The sequence below is a fragment of the Candidatus Contubernalis alkalaceticus genome, from assembly GCF_022558445.1.
Lineage (GTDB): Bacteria > Bacillota > Dethiobacteria > SKNC01 > SKNC01 > Contubernalis > Contubernalis alkaliaceticus.
The window spans coordinates 376,186-392,200 of record NZ_CP054699.1; the positions used below are offsets into that span (position 1 = coordinate 376,186).

Sequence of the window (16,015 nt, forward strand, 5' to 3'; positions counted from 1 at the left end):
AAAAAAAAAGACTGATATAATGTAAAGGTAGTTTAATTCACATAGGCATATTCAAAGTAGAAAGGGGTAATTTCATTTGAAATTCATACTAAGATATTTCTCCAGAGATATAGGAATAGACTTGGGAACAGCTAATACCCTGGTTTTTGTCAGGGGAAAGGGAATTGTTTTACGGGAGCCCTCCGTGGTAGCAATCCGCAGAGACACAGGAGGTATTTTGGCTGTAGGGGATGAAGCAAAGAGAATGATCGGGAGAACCCCTGGCAATATTGTTGCTATTCGTCCCATGAAAGACGGAGTAATCGCCGATTTTGACGTTACGCAGACAATGCTCAGGCATTTTATATTAAAGGCTTACCGAAGAAAATCAATTCTTAAACCTCAAGTGGTGGTATGTGTCCCATCGGGAGTAACCGAAGTTGAAAAAAGAGCCGTATTGGATGCAACGAATCAAGCGGGTGCCAGAGAGGCTTTCTTAATAGAAGAGCCCATGGCTGCAGCCATTGGAGCAGGTTTGCCGGTGGAAGAGCCCACAGGCAGTATGATTGTGGATGTTGGTGGTGGAACTACTGAAGTTGCAATAATTTCATTGGGAGGAATCGTCACCAGTAGATCTATTCGAGTGGCTGGAGACGAAATGGATGAAGCTGTGGTCTTTCATATTAAGAAGAACTATAACCTGTTAATTGGAGAAAGGACCGCGGAGGAAATTAAAATTACCGTTGGAACTGCATTATTAAACGAAGAAAAAGATCAGGAAACCATGCAGATCAGGGGAAGAGATCTGGTCACGGGACTTCCTAAAACTCAGACCATCAATGCCAAGGAAATTGAAATTGCTCTGGCTGATCCGGTAAGCAGTATTATAGAAGCTATAAAAGTCACCTTAGAGAAGTCTCCTCCTGAATTAGCTGCCGATATTATGGACAAAGGGATTGTGATGACAGGTGGAGGAGCCCTGCTTCACGGCTTAGATGCATTGGTCAGCAAAGAAACCGGAATGCCAGTAATCATCACAGAAAATTCATTGGACTGCGTGGCCCTGGGAACCGGGAAAGTGCTGGGAGAGATAGAGCTTTTAAAAAGAGTTGCTATTTCTCCTAAAAAAATCATATAGTAGAAAGGTTATAAAACAGTGCTTACCCCCCTTTATAAGAAAAAAAGAGTATTGACATTTATTCTTATTTTAATATTTTTGATTATAATTATGAACCTATCTCAATGGGAGAGAGAAAAGGTGACTTTGGTTGAGGACGTGATTTTAACAGTGGTCAGTCCTTTTCAGCACGCAGTAACTGGAATCAGCACAGAAGTCAGGGATTTTTTTGAATATTTTAAAGATCGTCATGATCTGGCCAGTGAAAATGCTGAGCTGAAACAGTCGCTGGGTGACTATCAGAGGATAACTAACCAGTTGGAGGAGCTGAACCAGGAAAATATGCGGCTGAGGCAAATGCTGGATTTTCAAGAAAAAAGTGCCTACACCCTTTTGCCGGCCAAAGTGACTGCCCGGGACCCCAGTGGGTGGTTTAGTGTAGTTGTTATTAACAAAGGATATGCAGATGGTGTGTCAATAGATATGTCCGTTATTAATAACGATGGTTTGGTTGGACACATTCTTAATGTCTCCAGAAATTCTTCAAAAGTACTGCTTTTGTCTGATTCCAGCCGGGCAGTCAGTGGCGTAGTGCAGAATTCAAGAGAAACTGGAGTGATTGGGTTTGTGGAGGGTTCTGTAGAACAACCCGGTTACTGCCGAATGATAAATATCCTAAGGGAGTCCGAAATAGAAAACGGCGATGTAGTCGTCACCTCAGGGTTAGGGGGAATTTTCCCCCCAGGCCTTGTTATAGGACAAGTTATAGAAGTAGGTGATGACGAATATGGATTACTTAAGTATGCATTAATTGATCCGGCGGTAGATTTTAGCAGGCTGGAAGAAGTATTCGTGGTAAAAAGCACACATACTTGGGTTTATCCGGAGGATGAGGCTTTGGAAGAGGAAGAAAGCCTGGAAGAGTGAAGGACAGATGCTTATGGGCAGGATTAACATCATATTAATCACGGTAATTTCTTTAATAATTCAAGGAAGCCTGTTGGTTTTATTTACTTTTAATGGCAGGCAGCCTGATTTATTACTGATTGTAGTAGTTTGCTTTAGTATAATGTGGGGCAGCAGAGAAGGTGCCCTGGTTGGTGTTACAGCAGGACTTATACAGGATATCCTTTTCAGCCGATTTCTTGGGGTTTTCGCACTAACTAAAATGTTGGCCGGGTATTTGTCGGGATTTACGGAAAAGAATATATATCGTGACTTTGTGCTGGGTCCAATGCTGGTTGTTTTAGTTATGACACTGCTTCAGGAAGGGCTGGTTTATATTTTATCAGGAGAATTGACTCGTCTTTCCTTGGGAACTGTTTTTATGCAGATAATTCTTCCCAAAGCATTGTACAATTTTTGCCTAACTCCTTTTATCTATCTCTTTATTTATTTTGCCAACGAAAAAAAATTTTTTAGACCATTTAGATAAGTGTTGGAGGTACCTGTATGAGTAAGACTGTAATAAAAAGGCTTCGATTTTTTTTGGCTGTTACTTTATTAATCATGCTGGTGTTGGTTTTTCGATTAGCACAGCTGCAGATTGTGTATGGCGAGGATTATGAAAAGCGCTCAGAGGATAATATGCTTAGGGTATTACCTATAACAGCTCCCCGGGGAGAAATATTTGACTCTAATGGGGAGAGGCTGGTATCCAACCGCACTGGTTTTACTGTCTCTTTGGGGGAAATCCCAACCAAGGACCGGGAGAGTGTTATTAAACTTCTCAGTGAAATATTGGATCGAGAGGTGGAGGATATTGAGAAGGACATTAACAACCAGCGCTATCGAAGGTACCAGCCCATCAAGCTTAAGACCGATGTGGATATGGAGACTGTCGCCCGGATTGAGGAGAGAAGGCTTGATTTACCTGGGGTGATGATTGAAGTGGAACCCATTAGATTTTATGTAGACGGTTGGTTTGCTCCCCATATTATGGGTCAAATATCCACAACTCCAGCTCAAAAAAGTGATATTGAGAGGTGGGCCTCTGAAGGTTATGAGTATAAAATAGGGGACTCAATCGGGCAGGATGGAATTGAGCGGGCTTGGGAGCCATATTTAAGGGGAAATAACGGAGAAATCCTGGTAGAGGTGAATGCCTGGGGACGAATGGTGGGGGTTCGGGATAGAAGGGAACCGGTGCCGGGCAATGACCTTTATCTTACATTAGATTCCGATTTACAGAGGGATGTCCAGAGATTTTTAAGAGAAGGACTGGAACTGAGAGAGCAGCAGGGATATAAAAATCTCCGGGGGGCTGCGGCAGTGGTGTTGGAACTTAATTCCGGAAGGATATTGGCCATGGCCAGCGTACCAGATTATGATTTAAGTACTTATTCCCAAGATTTTAATGAATTAAGTCAGGATACTTATCTGACTCCCCTGGTGAATCGAGCAATCAATGGCCTTTACCCTGGGGGCTCTACTTTTAAAATGGTTACTGCTACGGCAGCGCTGGAGGAGGGGAAGGTGACCCCGGCAGAAGTCATTCGCTGCACTGGAAGTCTAACCCGTTATGGTTCAACCAAGACATGCTATATGGGTTCTGTTCACGGACCAACGAATCTTTATAGAGCGTTAACCCGTTCCTGCAACGTCTATTTTTATGAGATGGGGGTTAGGGTGGGGATCGACAGCCTGGCGTACTATGCAGGAGAGTACGGATTTGGAAGACGTGCCGGACTAACAGATATTATTCCCAGGGAGAGCGCCGGTAAGGTAGCCAGTCGGGAGGTTAAGTTTGAAACTTATCCAAATTTACCTTGGTACGGTGGAGAAACCATGGATGCTGCCATCGGACAGGGGTTTCACCAGTTTACCCCACTGCAGTTGGCAAACTATGCGGCTATTATCGCTAACGGAGGCCTGCACTACAAGCCTTACCTGGTGGAACAGGCCAAAACATACGAGGAAGAAGTAGTTTGGCAGGCCAGTCCGGAATTTCATAAGGTAAATGTATCTGATCAGACCCTTCAACTGCTGCGCAATGCCATGGAGGGGGTTTGTCAGCCTGGTGGCACCGCAGGTTTTTTGGCACGTCTGCCTATTCCAGTGGCGGGCAAGACCGGTTCTGCACAGCACGGTATTAGGGGGCTGGAAACTCACGGAGTTTTTATCGGTTATGCCCCGGCCCATAACCCGGAAATCGCTTTTGCTGTGGTGGTGGAATATGGGGGAACCGGAGGCGGGGCTTCTGCTCCTATTGCGGAAAGAATTGTTCAGAGTTATTTTAACCTTCTGGAGGAAGAAGAACCTGAAGAGGGTGAGGAACATGAGGATTTTTTAGAAGAGGAGAACGATGAAGAATCTACTTTAAATTAGGAATAAAGTAATATTTTCTAAAAATTTATTTTCCAAGCAGGGAAGAGGCGGGATATTAATTGTTTGACCCCAAACTATGGCGAAACTTTGATTATCTTCTGTTATTAACTGTGATAATTATTTCTTTATATGGACTGGTAGTTATTAGCAGCGCTACCAGTAACTTTAGTGCAGACCCCTGGTATTATGTACAAAAACAAGCCATCTGGATTGCCGCTGGTCTGATTGGCCTTTTTCTGGTTGTCTGCATAGATTATTCTAATTTTTCCCGTCTATCCAATTATATTTATTTAATTAATTTGGGGCTTTTGGTTTTGGTAATGTTTATAGGAAGAGAAACAGCAGGATCTCAGCGTTGGATTGATTTGAGATTTTTTGATCTGCAGCCTTCAGAAGTTGCAAAACTGGCTATCATTATAACCCTGGCTAAGCTTTTGGAGCAAAGGGAAGGGGAAATGGATAACCCAAAAAACCTTCTCCTTGCTTTTGTTCATGTAGCTGTGCCCATGTATTTTATTTTCAAACAACCGGATCTGGGTACATCATTGGTGTTTCTAGCTATTTTGTTTGGTATGCTCTTTTTGGGGGGAGCAAAAATAAAACACCTGCTGATGACTGTAATAATGGGGGTGGGTGTGGGGTTCCCACTACTGTGGCTGAATCTGAAGCCCTATCAAAAGATGAGGTTGGTTATTTTCCTTAATCCTGAACAGGACCCTTTGCATTACGGCTATCAGTTAATCCAATCGGTTATCGCCATTGGTTCCGGGCGGATTTGGGGTAAGGGGCTTTTTGAAGGGACTCAAAACATTTATGATTTTTTGCCTGCACAACATACTGATTTTATTTTTTCTGTTTTGGGAGAGGAATTAGGCTTTGTGGGTGCTGTAGCCCTGCTTTGTTTATATTTATTTTTAATATATCGAATTTTAAAGGTTTCCAGTGCTGCAAAAGATACCTTTGGCCTTTTACTTTGTGTGGGAGTGGCCTCCATGCTGGTGTTTCAAGTTCTCGTCAATGTAGGTATGGCCATCAGTATTATGCCGGTTACCGGTCTGCCGCTGCCCTTTATGAGCTATGGCGGAAGTTCTTTTTTAGTAAATATGCTGTCCATAGGTATAGTGTTGAATGTGGGGATGAGAAGGCATAAGATTATGTTTTAAAAGTATTTACCCCTTATGCATAATTTAGTAATGTCCGCAATAAATATAGTAGAGGACAAACTATTGGTAAGGGGTGAAGTTATGACCAGGAAAAAGAAGAGGGGGGATTTTCCCCGCTTTAGCCTCAGGGAGAAGATTCAAAAAAGGAAAAAAGAAAATAATCAAGAGGAGCATAACTGGGATTGGGATTATGAAGAAGATTATAGGGAACCTAAAGATCTATGGACCAGATTTCCGTTGAGCAATCTGGTCTATATGCATAAATATCTTTGGGAAAAAACTCTCGCTATAGTTGTATTATTGATATTTGTTTACCTTCTAAGTTTTTTTAGTTTTCCTTTGGCTGTTACCGTAAGAGAAAAGATATATGATACTACCACTGAGCATATGAATTTACCTGGTTATTCCCGGCATCTTGAATCTGTTTTCAAAGGAATGAGTGAAATATATCCTTTCGGTTTCTTGGAGGAAAAGACTCCGGAAGAACCGGAAGCACTGGAGCAGGGGAAAGAGAAGCAATTAGATTTTGTTCTTCCCATACAGGGAGTGATTGCTGGAAAATTCGGCTTACGGGATGATCCTTTTACGGGAATTAGCCAGATGTACTATGGGGTTGATTTAATGGGTCCATCAGAGGGGACGGTTGTTTCTGTTGAGACAGGGAAGGTAAAGGGTATTTATCAGGATAACATATATGGCCAAACTGTGGAAGTAGAACATCAGAAGGGTTTTAATTCTGTTTACTCTGGCCTGGGGGAAATTATAGTTGATGAAAGTGACCCGGTGGAAAAGGGACAAACCATAGGTTTTTTAAAGGAAGAAGACAATCCTTTATTACATTTTCAAATTAGAAAACTAGGGCATCCTGTAGATCCCCTGGATTATTTCCCCGGCACAAGTTAGGCCGGGGACTTTAAAAATAATGCAAATTGGCCGAATTTTTGGAGTTAAAATAGTTTTTAACTGGCTTTTTTTCTTCTTCCTGTTTTTTTATGCTCTAATGGGTCGTCTGGCGGAATCGGTTACCTTATTTACAGTGGTCCTGCTGCATGATTTTTTTCATCTTTTAGTAGCACGGGGATATGGCTTAAGGGTTAAAGAAGTGGAACTATTCCCTTTTGGGGGAATGGCTCATATTGATGATTTGTTGGAATATGATCCAATGGTAGAAAGTAGGGTAGCATTGGCGGGCCCCCTTTTTAATATTTTTATGGTTGGGGCAGCCATTATTGTATATACAAACTCTCATATTCTAGCCCAGGAACTGCTTTTATTTTTTATAAGGTGCAATCTACTCATCGCTTCTTTCAATCTGCTTCCCTTACTTCCTTTAGACGGTGGCCGGGTGCTCCGGGCAAATCTCTCTAAAAGATTTGGATACCGAAAGGCTACAGAACAAGCAGTATTGATCAGTAAAATCATGGCGGTTATTTTCTTTACGGTAGGCATATTGGGATTTTATTATGGGGCAGTAAATTATAGTTTATTATTAATTGCACCTTTTATATATTATGCTGCCCATAGGGAACAAAATCAAGCAGCTTATGTCTTTGTGCGTTACCTGAACCGAAAACACCGGGAACTGGACCGGGAGGGGATACTAAAGGCTGGATACATAGTAGCATTGGAAGATACCCCACTGAAGGAAATTATAAAACAGTTCACCCATAAAAATTATCAGATGGTCCTGGTAATTTCCCCGGGTTACAAAATTAAAGGAACGGTAACCGAAGGACAAATCATTGATGCTGTTTTTAAAAGAGGGTCGCACCTACCCATAAAAAACTTATTATAGGTTGTCAAGAGTTGTCAAGTTTCAACCTCATTTAATCCCTCATCCCCTCTTTAAACTTTGTTAAAGGAAGTTTATTGTAAAAAATTAATAAAGTAAAAGAATTATTAATAGATAATTTTGGTATAATAATATTTGTATTATGTTTAACTGGGGTATATATGTTCAGCAGTACAATGTTTGTTTAAATAATTTTACTTGATTGGAATAAACTAAGGATTGTGGACAGGAGTTTTATATGAACACACTTAGAAAAAAGCTACATGAGATTTTACTCCAGGTGGAGAAGCCTGCCCGGTATATCGGTGGTGAGTGGAACTCTTCAGAGAGTATTCCCAAAGAAGGTGACGTAAAAATTGCCCTGGCGTTCCCAGAAGTTTATGAAGTAGGAATGTCACACCTGGGGTTGAGAATTTTATACGGCCTGATAAATTTGCGAGAAAATACTGCAGCGGAAAGGGTATATGCACCATGGCCTGATATGGAGGAAAAAATGAGGGAAAATGGCCTTCCTCTTTTTTCATTGGAATCTACCTCCCCCATTAGGGAGTTTGATTTTTTAGGTTTTACCTTTCAGTACGAATTGACTTATACTAATGTTTTGAATATGCTGAATCTTGCAGGTATTCCTATAAAAAGCAAAGACCGGAGTCTGGAGGACCCATTCGTGATTGCTGGAGGCCCCACCGCTTTTAATCCCGAGCCCATGTCTGCTTTTATTGATTTTTTTGTGTTGGGGGATGGAGAAGAGGTCATTTTAGAAGTTTTAGATTTATATGAGCAGTGGAAAGATGCAGAGGATAAAAATCGCCTGGACTTCTTATATCAGGTTATGGAGATTCCAGGAATTTATGTTCCTTCTCTTTACGAAGATTTTTATAAATCTGAGGGATCTTTTTCTAAAATTGTTCCTCTGAATAATGAAGTTCCTATGGTTGTTAAACGAAGAATAGTTCAGGATCTGAATGAAGCATATTTCCCTACTCGTTGGATGGTTCCCTACATAAATATAGTACATGATCGAATTATGTTGGAACTGTTTCGGGGTTGTACCCGGGGCTGTAGATTTTGTCAGGCAGGTGTATTATATCGCCCGAGACGGGAACGGACCCCGGAAAAATTAACGGATATTTGTTTTAAGGCTGTAGAACATTCAGGATACGATGAGATTTCTCTCAGTTCCCTAAGCAGCAGTGATTATAGTAACGTTGAGTCTTTAATACAAAGGTTACAGAAAAAATTACATCATCAGGGAATTAGCTTGTCACTGCCTTCACTTAGGATAGATTCATTTTCAGTTCAATTAGCCCAGAATCTTCAGGAATTAAAAAGAAGCGGTCTAACCTTTGCCCCGGAGGCGGGCACTCAGAGGCTTAGAGATGTTATTAATAAAAATGTTACAGAAGAAGATTTGCTAAATACCGTAACTGAAGCATTTCGGGCAGGTTGGAACAGTATAAAACTTTATTTTATGATAGGCCTTCCTACGGAACAGCAGGAGGATCTAGAGGGAATTGCTGCGCTGGCCAAAAAGGTAGTTCAAAGATTCAGAGAAACAGTTGAGGACAAAGGACGTTGGGGAAGATTAAAAATTACTGTCAGCACCTCCACTTTTGTTCCCAAACCCCATACTCCGTATCAGTGGGAACCGCAAATTTCTTTAGAGGAGATTAAAAGCAAGCAGGCATTTCTTAAAGAAAGGCTTAGGGGAAGAAACCTGGCTTATAGTTGGCATGAACCCGAGGCCAGTTTACTGGAATCTGCAATCTGTCGGGGGGACCGCAGGATTTCAGAAGTGATTTTTAAAGCCTGGCAGTTGGGCTGTAAGTTTGACAGTTGGTGGGAAAAAATGGATTATAAAAAATGGCAGGAAGCTTTTTCCCTCTCTAGCTTATGCCCCGAATCATTTGCTAATCGAACTTTCCATCCCCAGGAAGTACTGCCCTGGGATCATATTGATACCGGGGTAAGCCGTAAATATTTAATGAAAGAGCATAATCTGTCTAGAGAGGGCAGGACAACCCCTGATTGTAGGGAAAACCGTTGTCAGGGCTGTGGTGTCTGCAATTTTGAGGGCTTAAAGGATATGGGAGGAAGTGTTAGTGAGACTACTGTTTAATTTTACCAAGGAAGGCGTGCTAAGATTTATATCTCATCTAGATTTACAGCGGTTGTTCATTCGGGCCTTTAGAAGGGCGAATCTTTCTATAGCTATGAAAGGAGGGTTTAATCCTCAACCCAAGCTTTCTTTCGCTTCTGCTTTACCCTTGGGATACACCAGCGTTTGTGAATACCTTGAGGCTGAAATTATGGAGCCGTTGACTCCCCAGGAGGTAAGAGAAAGACTCTTATCTCAGCTGCCGCAAGGAATTTGTATTAATCATGTAGAGGAAATATCTCTGGAAAAAACATCTTTAATGTCCAGGCTCAACTCGGCTGAATATTTAATTAAATTTAAGACAGCAAAGCCCTTGGATAAAAAAGACCTGGAATATATAGTAGAAAAGTTTTTAAAAAAAGAGGAAGCCATTATAACCAGGCGCTCCAAGAAGAAAATAAAAAAGATTAATGTAATTCCTTTCCTTATAAAAATTGAAGTGCTTTCCATGGACAGCAGCTACCTGGGAGAAATAAGGGCGCACATAAAAGCCGGTCCGGGGGGCAGTGTAAAACCGTTAGAAATACTGGACCTGCTCATGGAAGAGCATTCATTGGAAATATTGGAACGGAAGGCACATCGAGAAAAATTATTTATTCAAAACTGATAAGACTCATTTTGGCTGGTGTGAGTTTATTTAGAGGGCAAAAAAATTAGGATAGGGGAGACAGTGGATAAGAACAGGAGTTGAAACAAATGAACAATAAAATTATTGTAAACTGTGACAATCGGGAGACCAGGGTTGCTGTATTAGAACAGGGTGAACTGGTGGAAATATATATAGAGCGTCCAATTCATCAAAGGGTTGTTGGCAATATTTATTATGGAGTGGTGGCCAATGTGCTGCCGGGAATGCAGGCAGCTTTTGTGGATATCGGGTTGGAGAGAAATGCTTTTTTATATGTTGATGATGTGCTTTTAGAAGATAGTGATGAGTCAAGTCAGGGCAGCCGCAACAAGTCTATCGAGGAACTGTTACGGGTAGGTGATAAAATATTAGTGCAGGTTATAAAGGAACCCTTTGGAAGCAAAGGAGCCCGGGTTACCTGTCAGATTACCTTACCGGGTCGTTACCTGGTATTAATGCCAACAGTGAAGTATATCGGGGTTTCTCGGAAAATTGAAAAACCTGAGGAAAGACAGCGCTTAAAGAATCTTGGAGATACCATAAAATCTGAGGATATGGGCTTGATAGTGAGAACCGTGGCGGAAGGAAAGAAATCGGAACATTTAAGTAACGACATGGAGTTCTTGCGGAAAATGTGGAAGAAGATTCAACAAAGGATGACGTTAAAAGATGCTCCAGCCTTGGTTCATCAGGACTTAAATCTTATTTACCGCATTGTGAGGGACTTGTTTAATGATGATATTGACCAGTTATTAATCGATACAAAATATGAATATGAAAAGGTTTTAGAAATTCTAGACTATATATCGTGCTCTCTAAAAAATAAAATTTTTTATTATCGGGGAGAAAAACCTATCTTTGAGAAGTACAACTTGGAAAATGAAATTGAAAAGGCTTTAAGAAGGACTGTTTGGTTGAACTGTGGAGGGTATCTGGTGTTTGACCAGACAGAGGCTCTCACGGTTATTGATGTAAATACCGGTAAATTTATCGGCAGCACGAATCTGGAGGACACAGTCTTTAAAACCAATATGGACGCGGCCAAGGAAATATCCCGACAGATCAGGCTTCGGGATATCGGAGGAATTATTATTATTGATTTCATTGATATGAGTAACGAGAAACACGAAAAAATGGTAATTCAGGTGCTGGAAGATAATATAAAGAAAGACCGTACCAAGGCTCATGTATTGGGAATTACTAACCTTGGATTGGTTGAAATGACCAGAAAAAAAGTAAGACAGGGGTTGGATGCTGTCTTAATGCAGCCCTGTCCTTACTGTGACGGCAAAGGTAAAATTTTTTCCATGGAAGTAATGAGTGGGAAAATTGAAAGGCTGTTGAAGAAAATGCTTACGGAAGAAGAAGGAGAGGCCATATTGTTAGAGGTTAACCAGAATGTAGCGGCCATGTTAATAGGTAGTAATGGAATCAATTTAAAAAAGCTGGAGGAGGAAACCAACAAATCTATTTATATTCGCGGCTCTGATATCATGCATATCGAAAAATTTAAAGTGGTCATGATTGGAGAGGAAAAGGAAGTTTCCAGGCTGGCCTCTCCGGTTAATATAGGAGAGGTTTACCTGATGAAAATTGAAGAGCCCCACTTGAATAATCCTTACGATGGTATTGCCCGGATTCAAGGTTTTGTGATTGATGTGCAGGCGGGGGGTGCTTATGTGGGAGAGGAAGTACAAGTAGAAATAACGGACGTGGCTAAAACTTATGCAAAAGCTAAGGTGATGAAACAATAACAAAATGTAAGTTCAACCGGAAAAAATAATATTTGACAAATTAATGATACTATGTTATTGTTGTTAATTGCTTAACAAAAATGATTTTTACTCGTTTTCTGGTATAATATTCATTCATAAAGGAAATGTTATTTTAATATTATCCTTTTTTACCAGAATTTTTCTATTTACTTATTATAAGGTATAAAAAAATTTTAGGGTGGGTGAAGCTTTTAATGGCAAGTATCTTAAAGGTGGGTAAAAGAGAACGAAGAAATTTTGCCCAAATTAACGAAGTATTAGACCTGCCGGATTTGGTTGAAGTGCAGAGGAGCTCTTATCAGTGGTTTTTAAATCAGGGGCTTCAGGAGATGTTTCATGATATTTCTCCAATTAAAGACTTTACGGGAAATTTAATACTAGAATTTATTGGTTACACTTTGGGAGGGCCTAAATACTCTGTGGAGGAATGTAAGGAAAGGGATGTAACTTATTCCGTCCCCCTTAGAGTGAAGGTACGGTTAATCAACAAGGAAACAGGAGAGGTAAAAGAACAGGAAGTGTTCATGGGGGATTTTCCCCTGATGACGGAAAACGGCACCTTTATTATTAATGGCGCCGAAAGGGTAATTGTCAGCCAGTTGGTTCGCTCTCCAGGAGTATATTATAATTCTTCCTGGGATTTGAGCGGGAGACTACTATTTACAGGAACAATTATACCTAATCGGGGTGCATGGCTGGAATTTGAAACTGATGCCAACGATGTGATTTTTGTCAGGGTCGATAGAACCCGGAAAGTTCCTGTAACGGTGCTTTTAAGGGCTATTGGTTATGAAACGGATCAGGATCTGAAAAAACTTTTTGACATGGATTCCAGGATAGACAGTACCTTAGAAAAAGACCATACAGATTCCAGTGATTCGGGACTTTTAGAAATTTATAAAAGGTTAAGGCCCGGTGAGCCCCTAAATGTGGAAAACGCCCGGTCCTTATTCCAGTCCCTCTTTTTTGACCCCAGGCGTTATGATTTTGCCCATGTGGGCCGTTACAAAGTGAATAAAAAGCTTTCTTTGACCAGCAGGATTATAGGTAAACTGCTGGTAGAAGACGTTGTGGATCCGGAGACCAGGGCAGTATTGGTTGAAGCAAATACCAGGGTAACGGAAAAAGTATGCGATCTTTTAAAAGAAAAGAAGATTAAAAAGGTTAAAATATATGGTAATGAAAATAAAGCATGCACCGTATTTACCAACGGTGGAGTAGATTTAAATATTAAAAATTTAACTAAAGAGGATATTTTGGCTGCCGTGGGTTACCTGATGAACTTAATGGATGGGCTGGGCAACACAGATGATATTGACCACCTGGGTAATCGCCGCCTTCGTAGTGTAGGAGAACTGCTGCAGAACCAGTTTCGTATCGGGCTTTCCCGTATGGAAAGAGTGGTAAGGGAAAGAATGACCATTCAGGATGTGGATGCCATTACTCCCCAAGCCTTAATTAATATACGGCCGGTCATTGCCGCCATTAAAGAGTTTTTTGGTTCAAGTCAGCTTTCCCAGTTTATGGACCAGACAAACCCTCTGGCTGAGTTGACTCATAAAAGAAGACTGAGTGCCCTGGGCCCCGGAGGTTTAAGCCGGGAAAGAGCAGGGTTTGAAGTGAGGGATGTTCACCATTCTCACTACGGCAGGATGTGTCCCATCGAAACCCCTGAAGGTCCTAATATTGGACTGATTGGTTCTTTGAGCACCTACGCTAGAATAAATAAGTACGGTTTTATTGAGACCCCATATCGAAAGGTGGACAAAGAGCAGGGTATTGCTACTGAAGAGATTGTATACCTTACTGCAGATGACGAGGACAATTTTGTTGTTGCTCAAGCTAATGCTTTGTTGGACGAGAATGGCTACTTTTTAAGCAGCAGGATCAGCTGTCGTTTTAAACATGAAGTTTTGACCAAGCCTGCTCAGGAAATTGACTACATGGATGTTTCACCAAAACAATTGGTCAGTGTGGCTACTGCGCTGATTCCATTTTTGGAAAATGATGATGCCAACCGGGCTCTTATGGGTTCTAATATGCAGCGGCAGGCAGTTCCTTTGATGCAGACGGAGGCACCTCTGGTAGGAACAGGGATGGAGTATAAGGCGGCCAAGGATTCTGGTGTGGTGGTTATATCCCGTTCCAATGGAGAAGTATTCAGAGTCACTGCAGATGAGATCGTTATTAAAAGGGATGATGAACTGGACTCCCGGATCATCAACGGGAGGACGGGAGAAATATTTGACAGTCCAGAGTTAACAGCCCGGTTAGGCAAGGGGCTGGATATGTATAAATTGCAAAAGTTTAAAAGGTCTAACCAAGGTACCTGCATGAACCAGAAGCCCTTTGTACGAAAAGGCCATCGGGTAGAGGAGGGCGATGTGATTGCTGATGGCCCCTGCACCGATTTTGGAGAACTGGCATTAGGCCGGAACATCTTGGTTGCTTTTATGCCTTGGGAGGGCTATAACTATGAAGATGCTATTTTACTCAGTGAAAAGGCTGTAAAAGAGGATGTGTTTACCTCCATACATATTGAAGAATACGAGGCGGAAGCCAGGGATACCAAACTGGGGCCGGAGGAAATAACCCGGGATATTCCAAATGTGGGGGAAGAAGCGTTGAAGGACTTGGATGAGAGGGGCATTATCCGCTCTGGAGCGGAAGTCAGGGCTGGAGATATTCTGGTGGGGAAAGTGACCCCCAAGGGAGAGACGGAACTTACTGCCGAAGAAAGGCTGCTGCGGGCCATATTTGGTGAAAAGGCCCGGGAAGTCAGGGATACCTCTTTGAGGGTTCCCCATGGTGAATCCGGTATGGTTGTGGATGTGAAGGTGTTTGCCCGGGAAGCAGGAGACGAACTTCCCCCCGGAGTAAATGAACTGGTCAGGGTTTACGTAGCTCAAAAAAGAAAAATATCAGAAGGGGATAAGATGGCCGGCCGCCATGGCAACAAAGGGGTTATCGCCAGAATCATGCCGGAGGAGGATATGCCCTTCCTACCTGACGGCAGGCCTGTGGAAATCGTGTTGAATCCATTGGGAGTGCCCTCCCGGATGAATATAGGACAGGTGTTGGAAGCACACCTGGGTTGGGCGTCTAAAGCCCTGGGCATTCATATGGCCTCTCCGGTTTTTGATGGTGCCAATGAGGATGACGTGTTTGAATGTCTGAGAGAAGCTAAATATTCTGACACCGGAAAAACTACTCTCTATGACGGTAGGACCGGTGAACCATTTGATAATGAGGTTGCTGTAGGTTATGTTTACATGCTCAAACTGGCTCATTTAGTGGATGATAAAATACACGCTCGTTCCACGGGGCCATATTCCCTGGTAACCCAACAGCCCCTGGGCGGGAAAGCTCAATTTGGGGGCCAGAGGTTTGGAGAGATGGAGGTTTGGGCTTTGGAGGCCTACGGTGCCGCCTATACCCTACAGGAAATACTGACGGTAAAGTCTGATGATGTAATAGGCCGGGTGAAAACTTATGAGGCCATTGTAAAGGGAGAAAATATTCCGGAACCTGGAGTTCCGGAGTCATTTAAGGTTTTAGTAAAGGAACTGCAGTCCCTGGGAATGGACGTTAAGGTATTCAGTGAAGAGGCCGGAGAAATTCCTATCCGTGAGGAGGAAGAGGAAGAAATAACTGATTTGAAAGAAGAACTGGAAATTGATATTGAGGGTAAGGAACGGGAAGACCAAGAAGATGATGACCATGAAGACATAGATAATCTGGAAGACGAAGATAGTACAGAGGAAGAAATAGATGATGCTCTTATTAAAGTGGTATCCCTGGATGATCCAGAAATAACCAATGAGCTGGATGATGTAGAATTTGATTTGGATGATGAAGATTCATTTGATATACCTGAGGATGATGAAGACGAAGACTATCTAGTTGAACCACGACGAAAGAAGAAAAACAGATTTAAAGAGGAATATATAGAAGATAAATTGGATGAAGATCTTGATGAAGATCTTGATGAAGATATCGATGAAGATGAAGATTTTGATGAAGATGAAGGCCTGGAAGAAGACGAAGATATTTAATTAAATTTGGAAGGGAGAGTA

General features: G+C 41.8%; 11 protein-coding genes. All 11 read left to right on the forward strand.

Annotated elements, in window-relative coordinates; genetic code table 11:
* The first annotated feature begins 76 nt into the window (after window positions 1-76).
* On the forward strand, window positions 77-1,117 hold the full coding sequence (locus HUE98_RS01790; RefSeq protein WP_241422181.1) for a rod shape-determining protein: 1,041 nt from the start codon (window positions 77-79) through the stop codon (window positions 1,115-1,117).
* Window positions 1,118-1,135: 18 nt separating this feature from the next.
* Complete coding sequence (gene mreC / locus HUE98_RS01795) at window positions 1,136-2,023, forward strand: rod shape-determining protein MreC (protein WP_407080273.1); 888 nt, start codon at window positions 1,136-1,138, stop codon at window positions 2,021-2,023.
* Window positions 1,986-2,531 (forward strand): rod shape-determining protein MreD, encoded by a 546-nt coding sequence (gene mreD, locus HUE98_RS01800; RefSeq protein ID WP_241422182.1) that lies wholly within the window; start codon window positions 1,986-1,988, stop codon window positions 2,529-2,531. The genes mreC and mreD overlap by 38 nt, the downstream gene beginning before the upstream one ends.
* A gap of 17 nt (window positions 2,532-2,548) precedes the next feature.
* Window positions 2,549-4,423 carry a penicillin-binding protein 2 gene (gene mrdA, locus HUE98_RS01805; protein WP_241422183.1) on the forward strand — a complete coding sequence of 625 codons (1,875 nt, stop codon included), beginning with the start codon at window positions 2,549-2,551 and terminating at the stop codon, window positions 4,421-4,423.
* Window positions 4,424-4,482: 59 nt separating this feature from the next.
* Window positions 4,483-5,586: a rod shape-determining protein RodA gene (gene rodA / locus HUE98_RS01810; protein WP_241422184.1), complete on the forward strand. Its 1,104-nt coding sequence runs from the start codon at window positions 4,483-4,485 to the stop codon at window positions 5,584-5,586.
* An 81-nt stretch (window positions 5,587-5,667) separates the two neighbouring features.
* A complete protein-coding gene (locus HUE98_RS01815) occupies window positions 5,668-6,489 on the forward strand; it encodes a M23 family metallopeptidase (protein ID WP_241422185.1) in 822 nt (273 codons plus the stop codon).
* A gap of 19 nt (window positions 6,490-6,508) precedes the next feature.
* Complete coding sequence (locus tag HUE98_RS01820) at window positions 6,509-7,381, forward strand: M50 family metallopeptidase (RefSeq protein ID WP_241422186.1); 873 nt, start codon at window positions 6,509-6,511, stop codon at window positions 7,379-7,381.
* 235 nt (window positions 7,382-7,616) lie between these two features.
* Window positions 7,617-9,497 (forward strand): TIGR03960 family B12-binding radical SAM protein, encoded by a 1,881-nt coding sequence (locus tag HUE98_RS01825; protein WP_241422187.1) that lies wholly within the window; start codon window positions 7,617-7,619, stop codon window positions 9,495-9,497.
* Entirely contained in the window at window positions 9,481-10,143 is a 663-nt protein-coding gene (locus HUE98_RS01830) for a TIGR03936 family radical SAM-associated protein (protein ID WP_241422188.1), read from the forward strand. The genes HUE98_RS01825 and HUE98_RS01830 overlap by 17 nt, the downstream gene beginning before the upstream one ends.
* A gap of 89 nt (window positions 10,144-10,232) precedes the next feature.
* Window positions 10,233-11,918, forward strand: coding sequence for an Rne/Rng family ribonuclease (locus HUE98_RS01835; RefSeq protein ID WP_241422189.1), 1,686 nt, complete (start codon window positions 10,233-10,235; stop codon window positions 11,916-11,918).
* Window positions 11,919-12,133: 215 nt separating this feature from the next.
* Window positions 12,134-15,994 carry a DNA-directed RNA polymerase subunit beta gene (rpoB, locus tag HUE98_RS01840; RefSeq protein WP_241422190.1) on the forward strand — a complete coding sequence of 1,287 codons (3,861 nt, stop codon included), beginning with the start codon at window positions 12,134-12,136 and terminating at the stop codon, window positions 15,992-15,994.
* The last annotated feature ends 21 nt before the right edge of the window (window positions 15,995-16,015 follow it).

Excerpts from the sequence above, each read along its gene's own strand:
- HUE98_RS01820 (WP_241422186.1), top strand. The coding sequence starts at position 6,509 with ATGCAAATTGGCCGAATTTTTGGAGTTAAAATAGTTTTTAACTGGCTT.
- HUE98_RS01835 (WP_241422189.1), top strand. The coding sequence starts at position 10,233 with ATGAACAATAAAATTATTGTAAACTGTGACAATCGGGAGACCAGGGTT.
- rpoB (WP_241422190.1), top strand. The coding sequence starts at position 12,134 with ATGGCAAGTATCTTAAAGGTGGGTAAAAGAGAACGAAGAAATTTTGCC.
- HUE98_RS01815 (WP_241422185.1), top strand. The coding sequence starts at position 5,668 with ATGACCAGGAAAAAGAAGAGGGGGGATTTTCCCCGCTTTAGCCTCAGG.
- mreD (WP_241422182.1), top strand. The coding sequence starts at position 1,986 with ATGAGGCTTTGGAAGAGGAAGAAAGCCTGGAAGAGTGAAGGACAGATG.
- mrdA (WP_241422183.1), top strand. The coding sequence starts at position 2,549 with ATGAGTAAGACTGTAATAAAAAGGCTTCGATTTTTTTTGGCTGTTACT.
- HUE98_RS01825 (WP_241422187.1), top strand. The coding sequence starts at position 7,617 with ATGAACACACTTAGAAAAAAGCTACATGAGATTTTACTCCAGGTGGAG.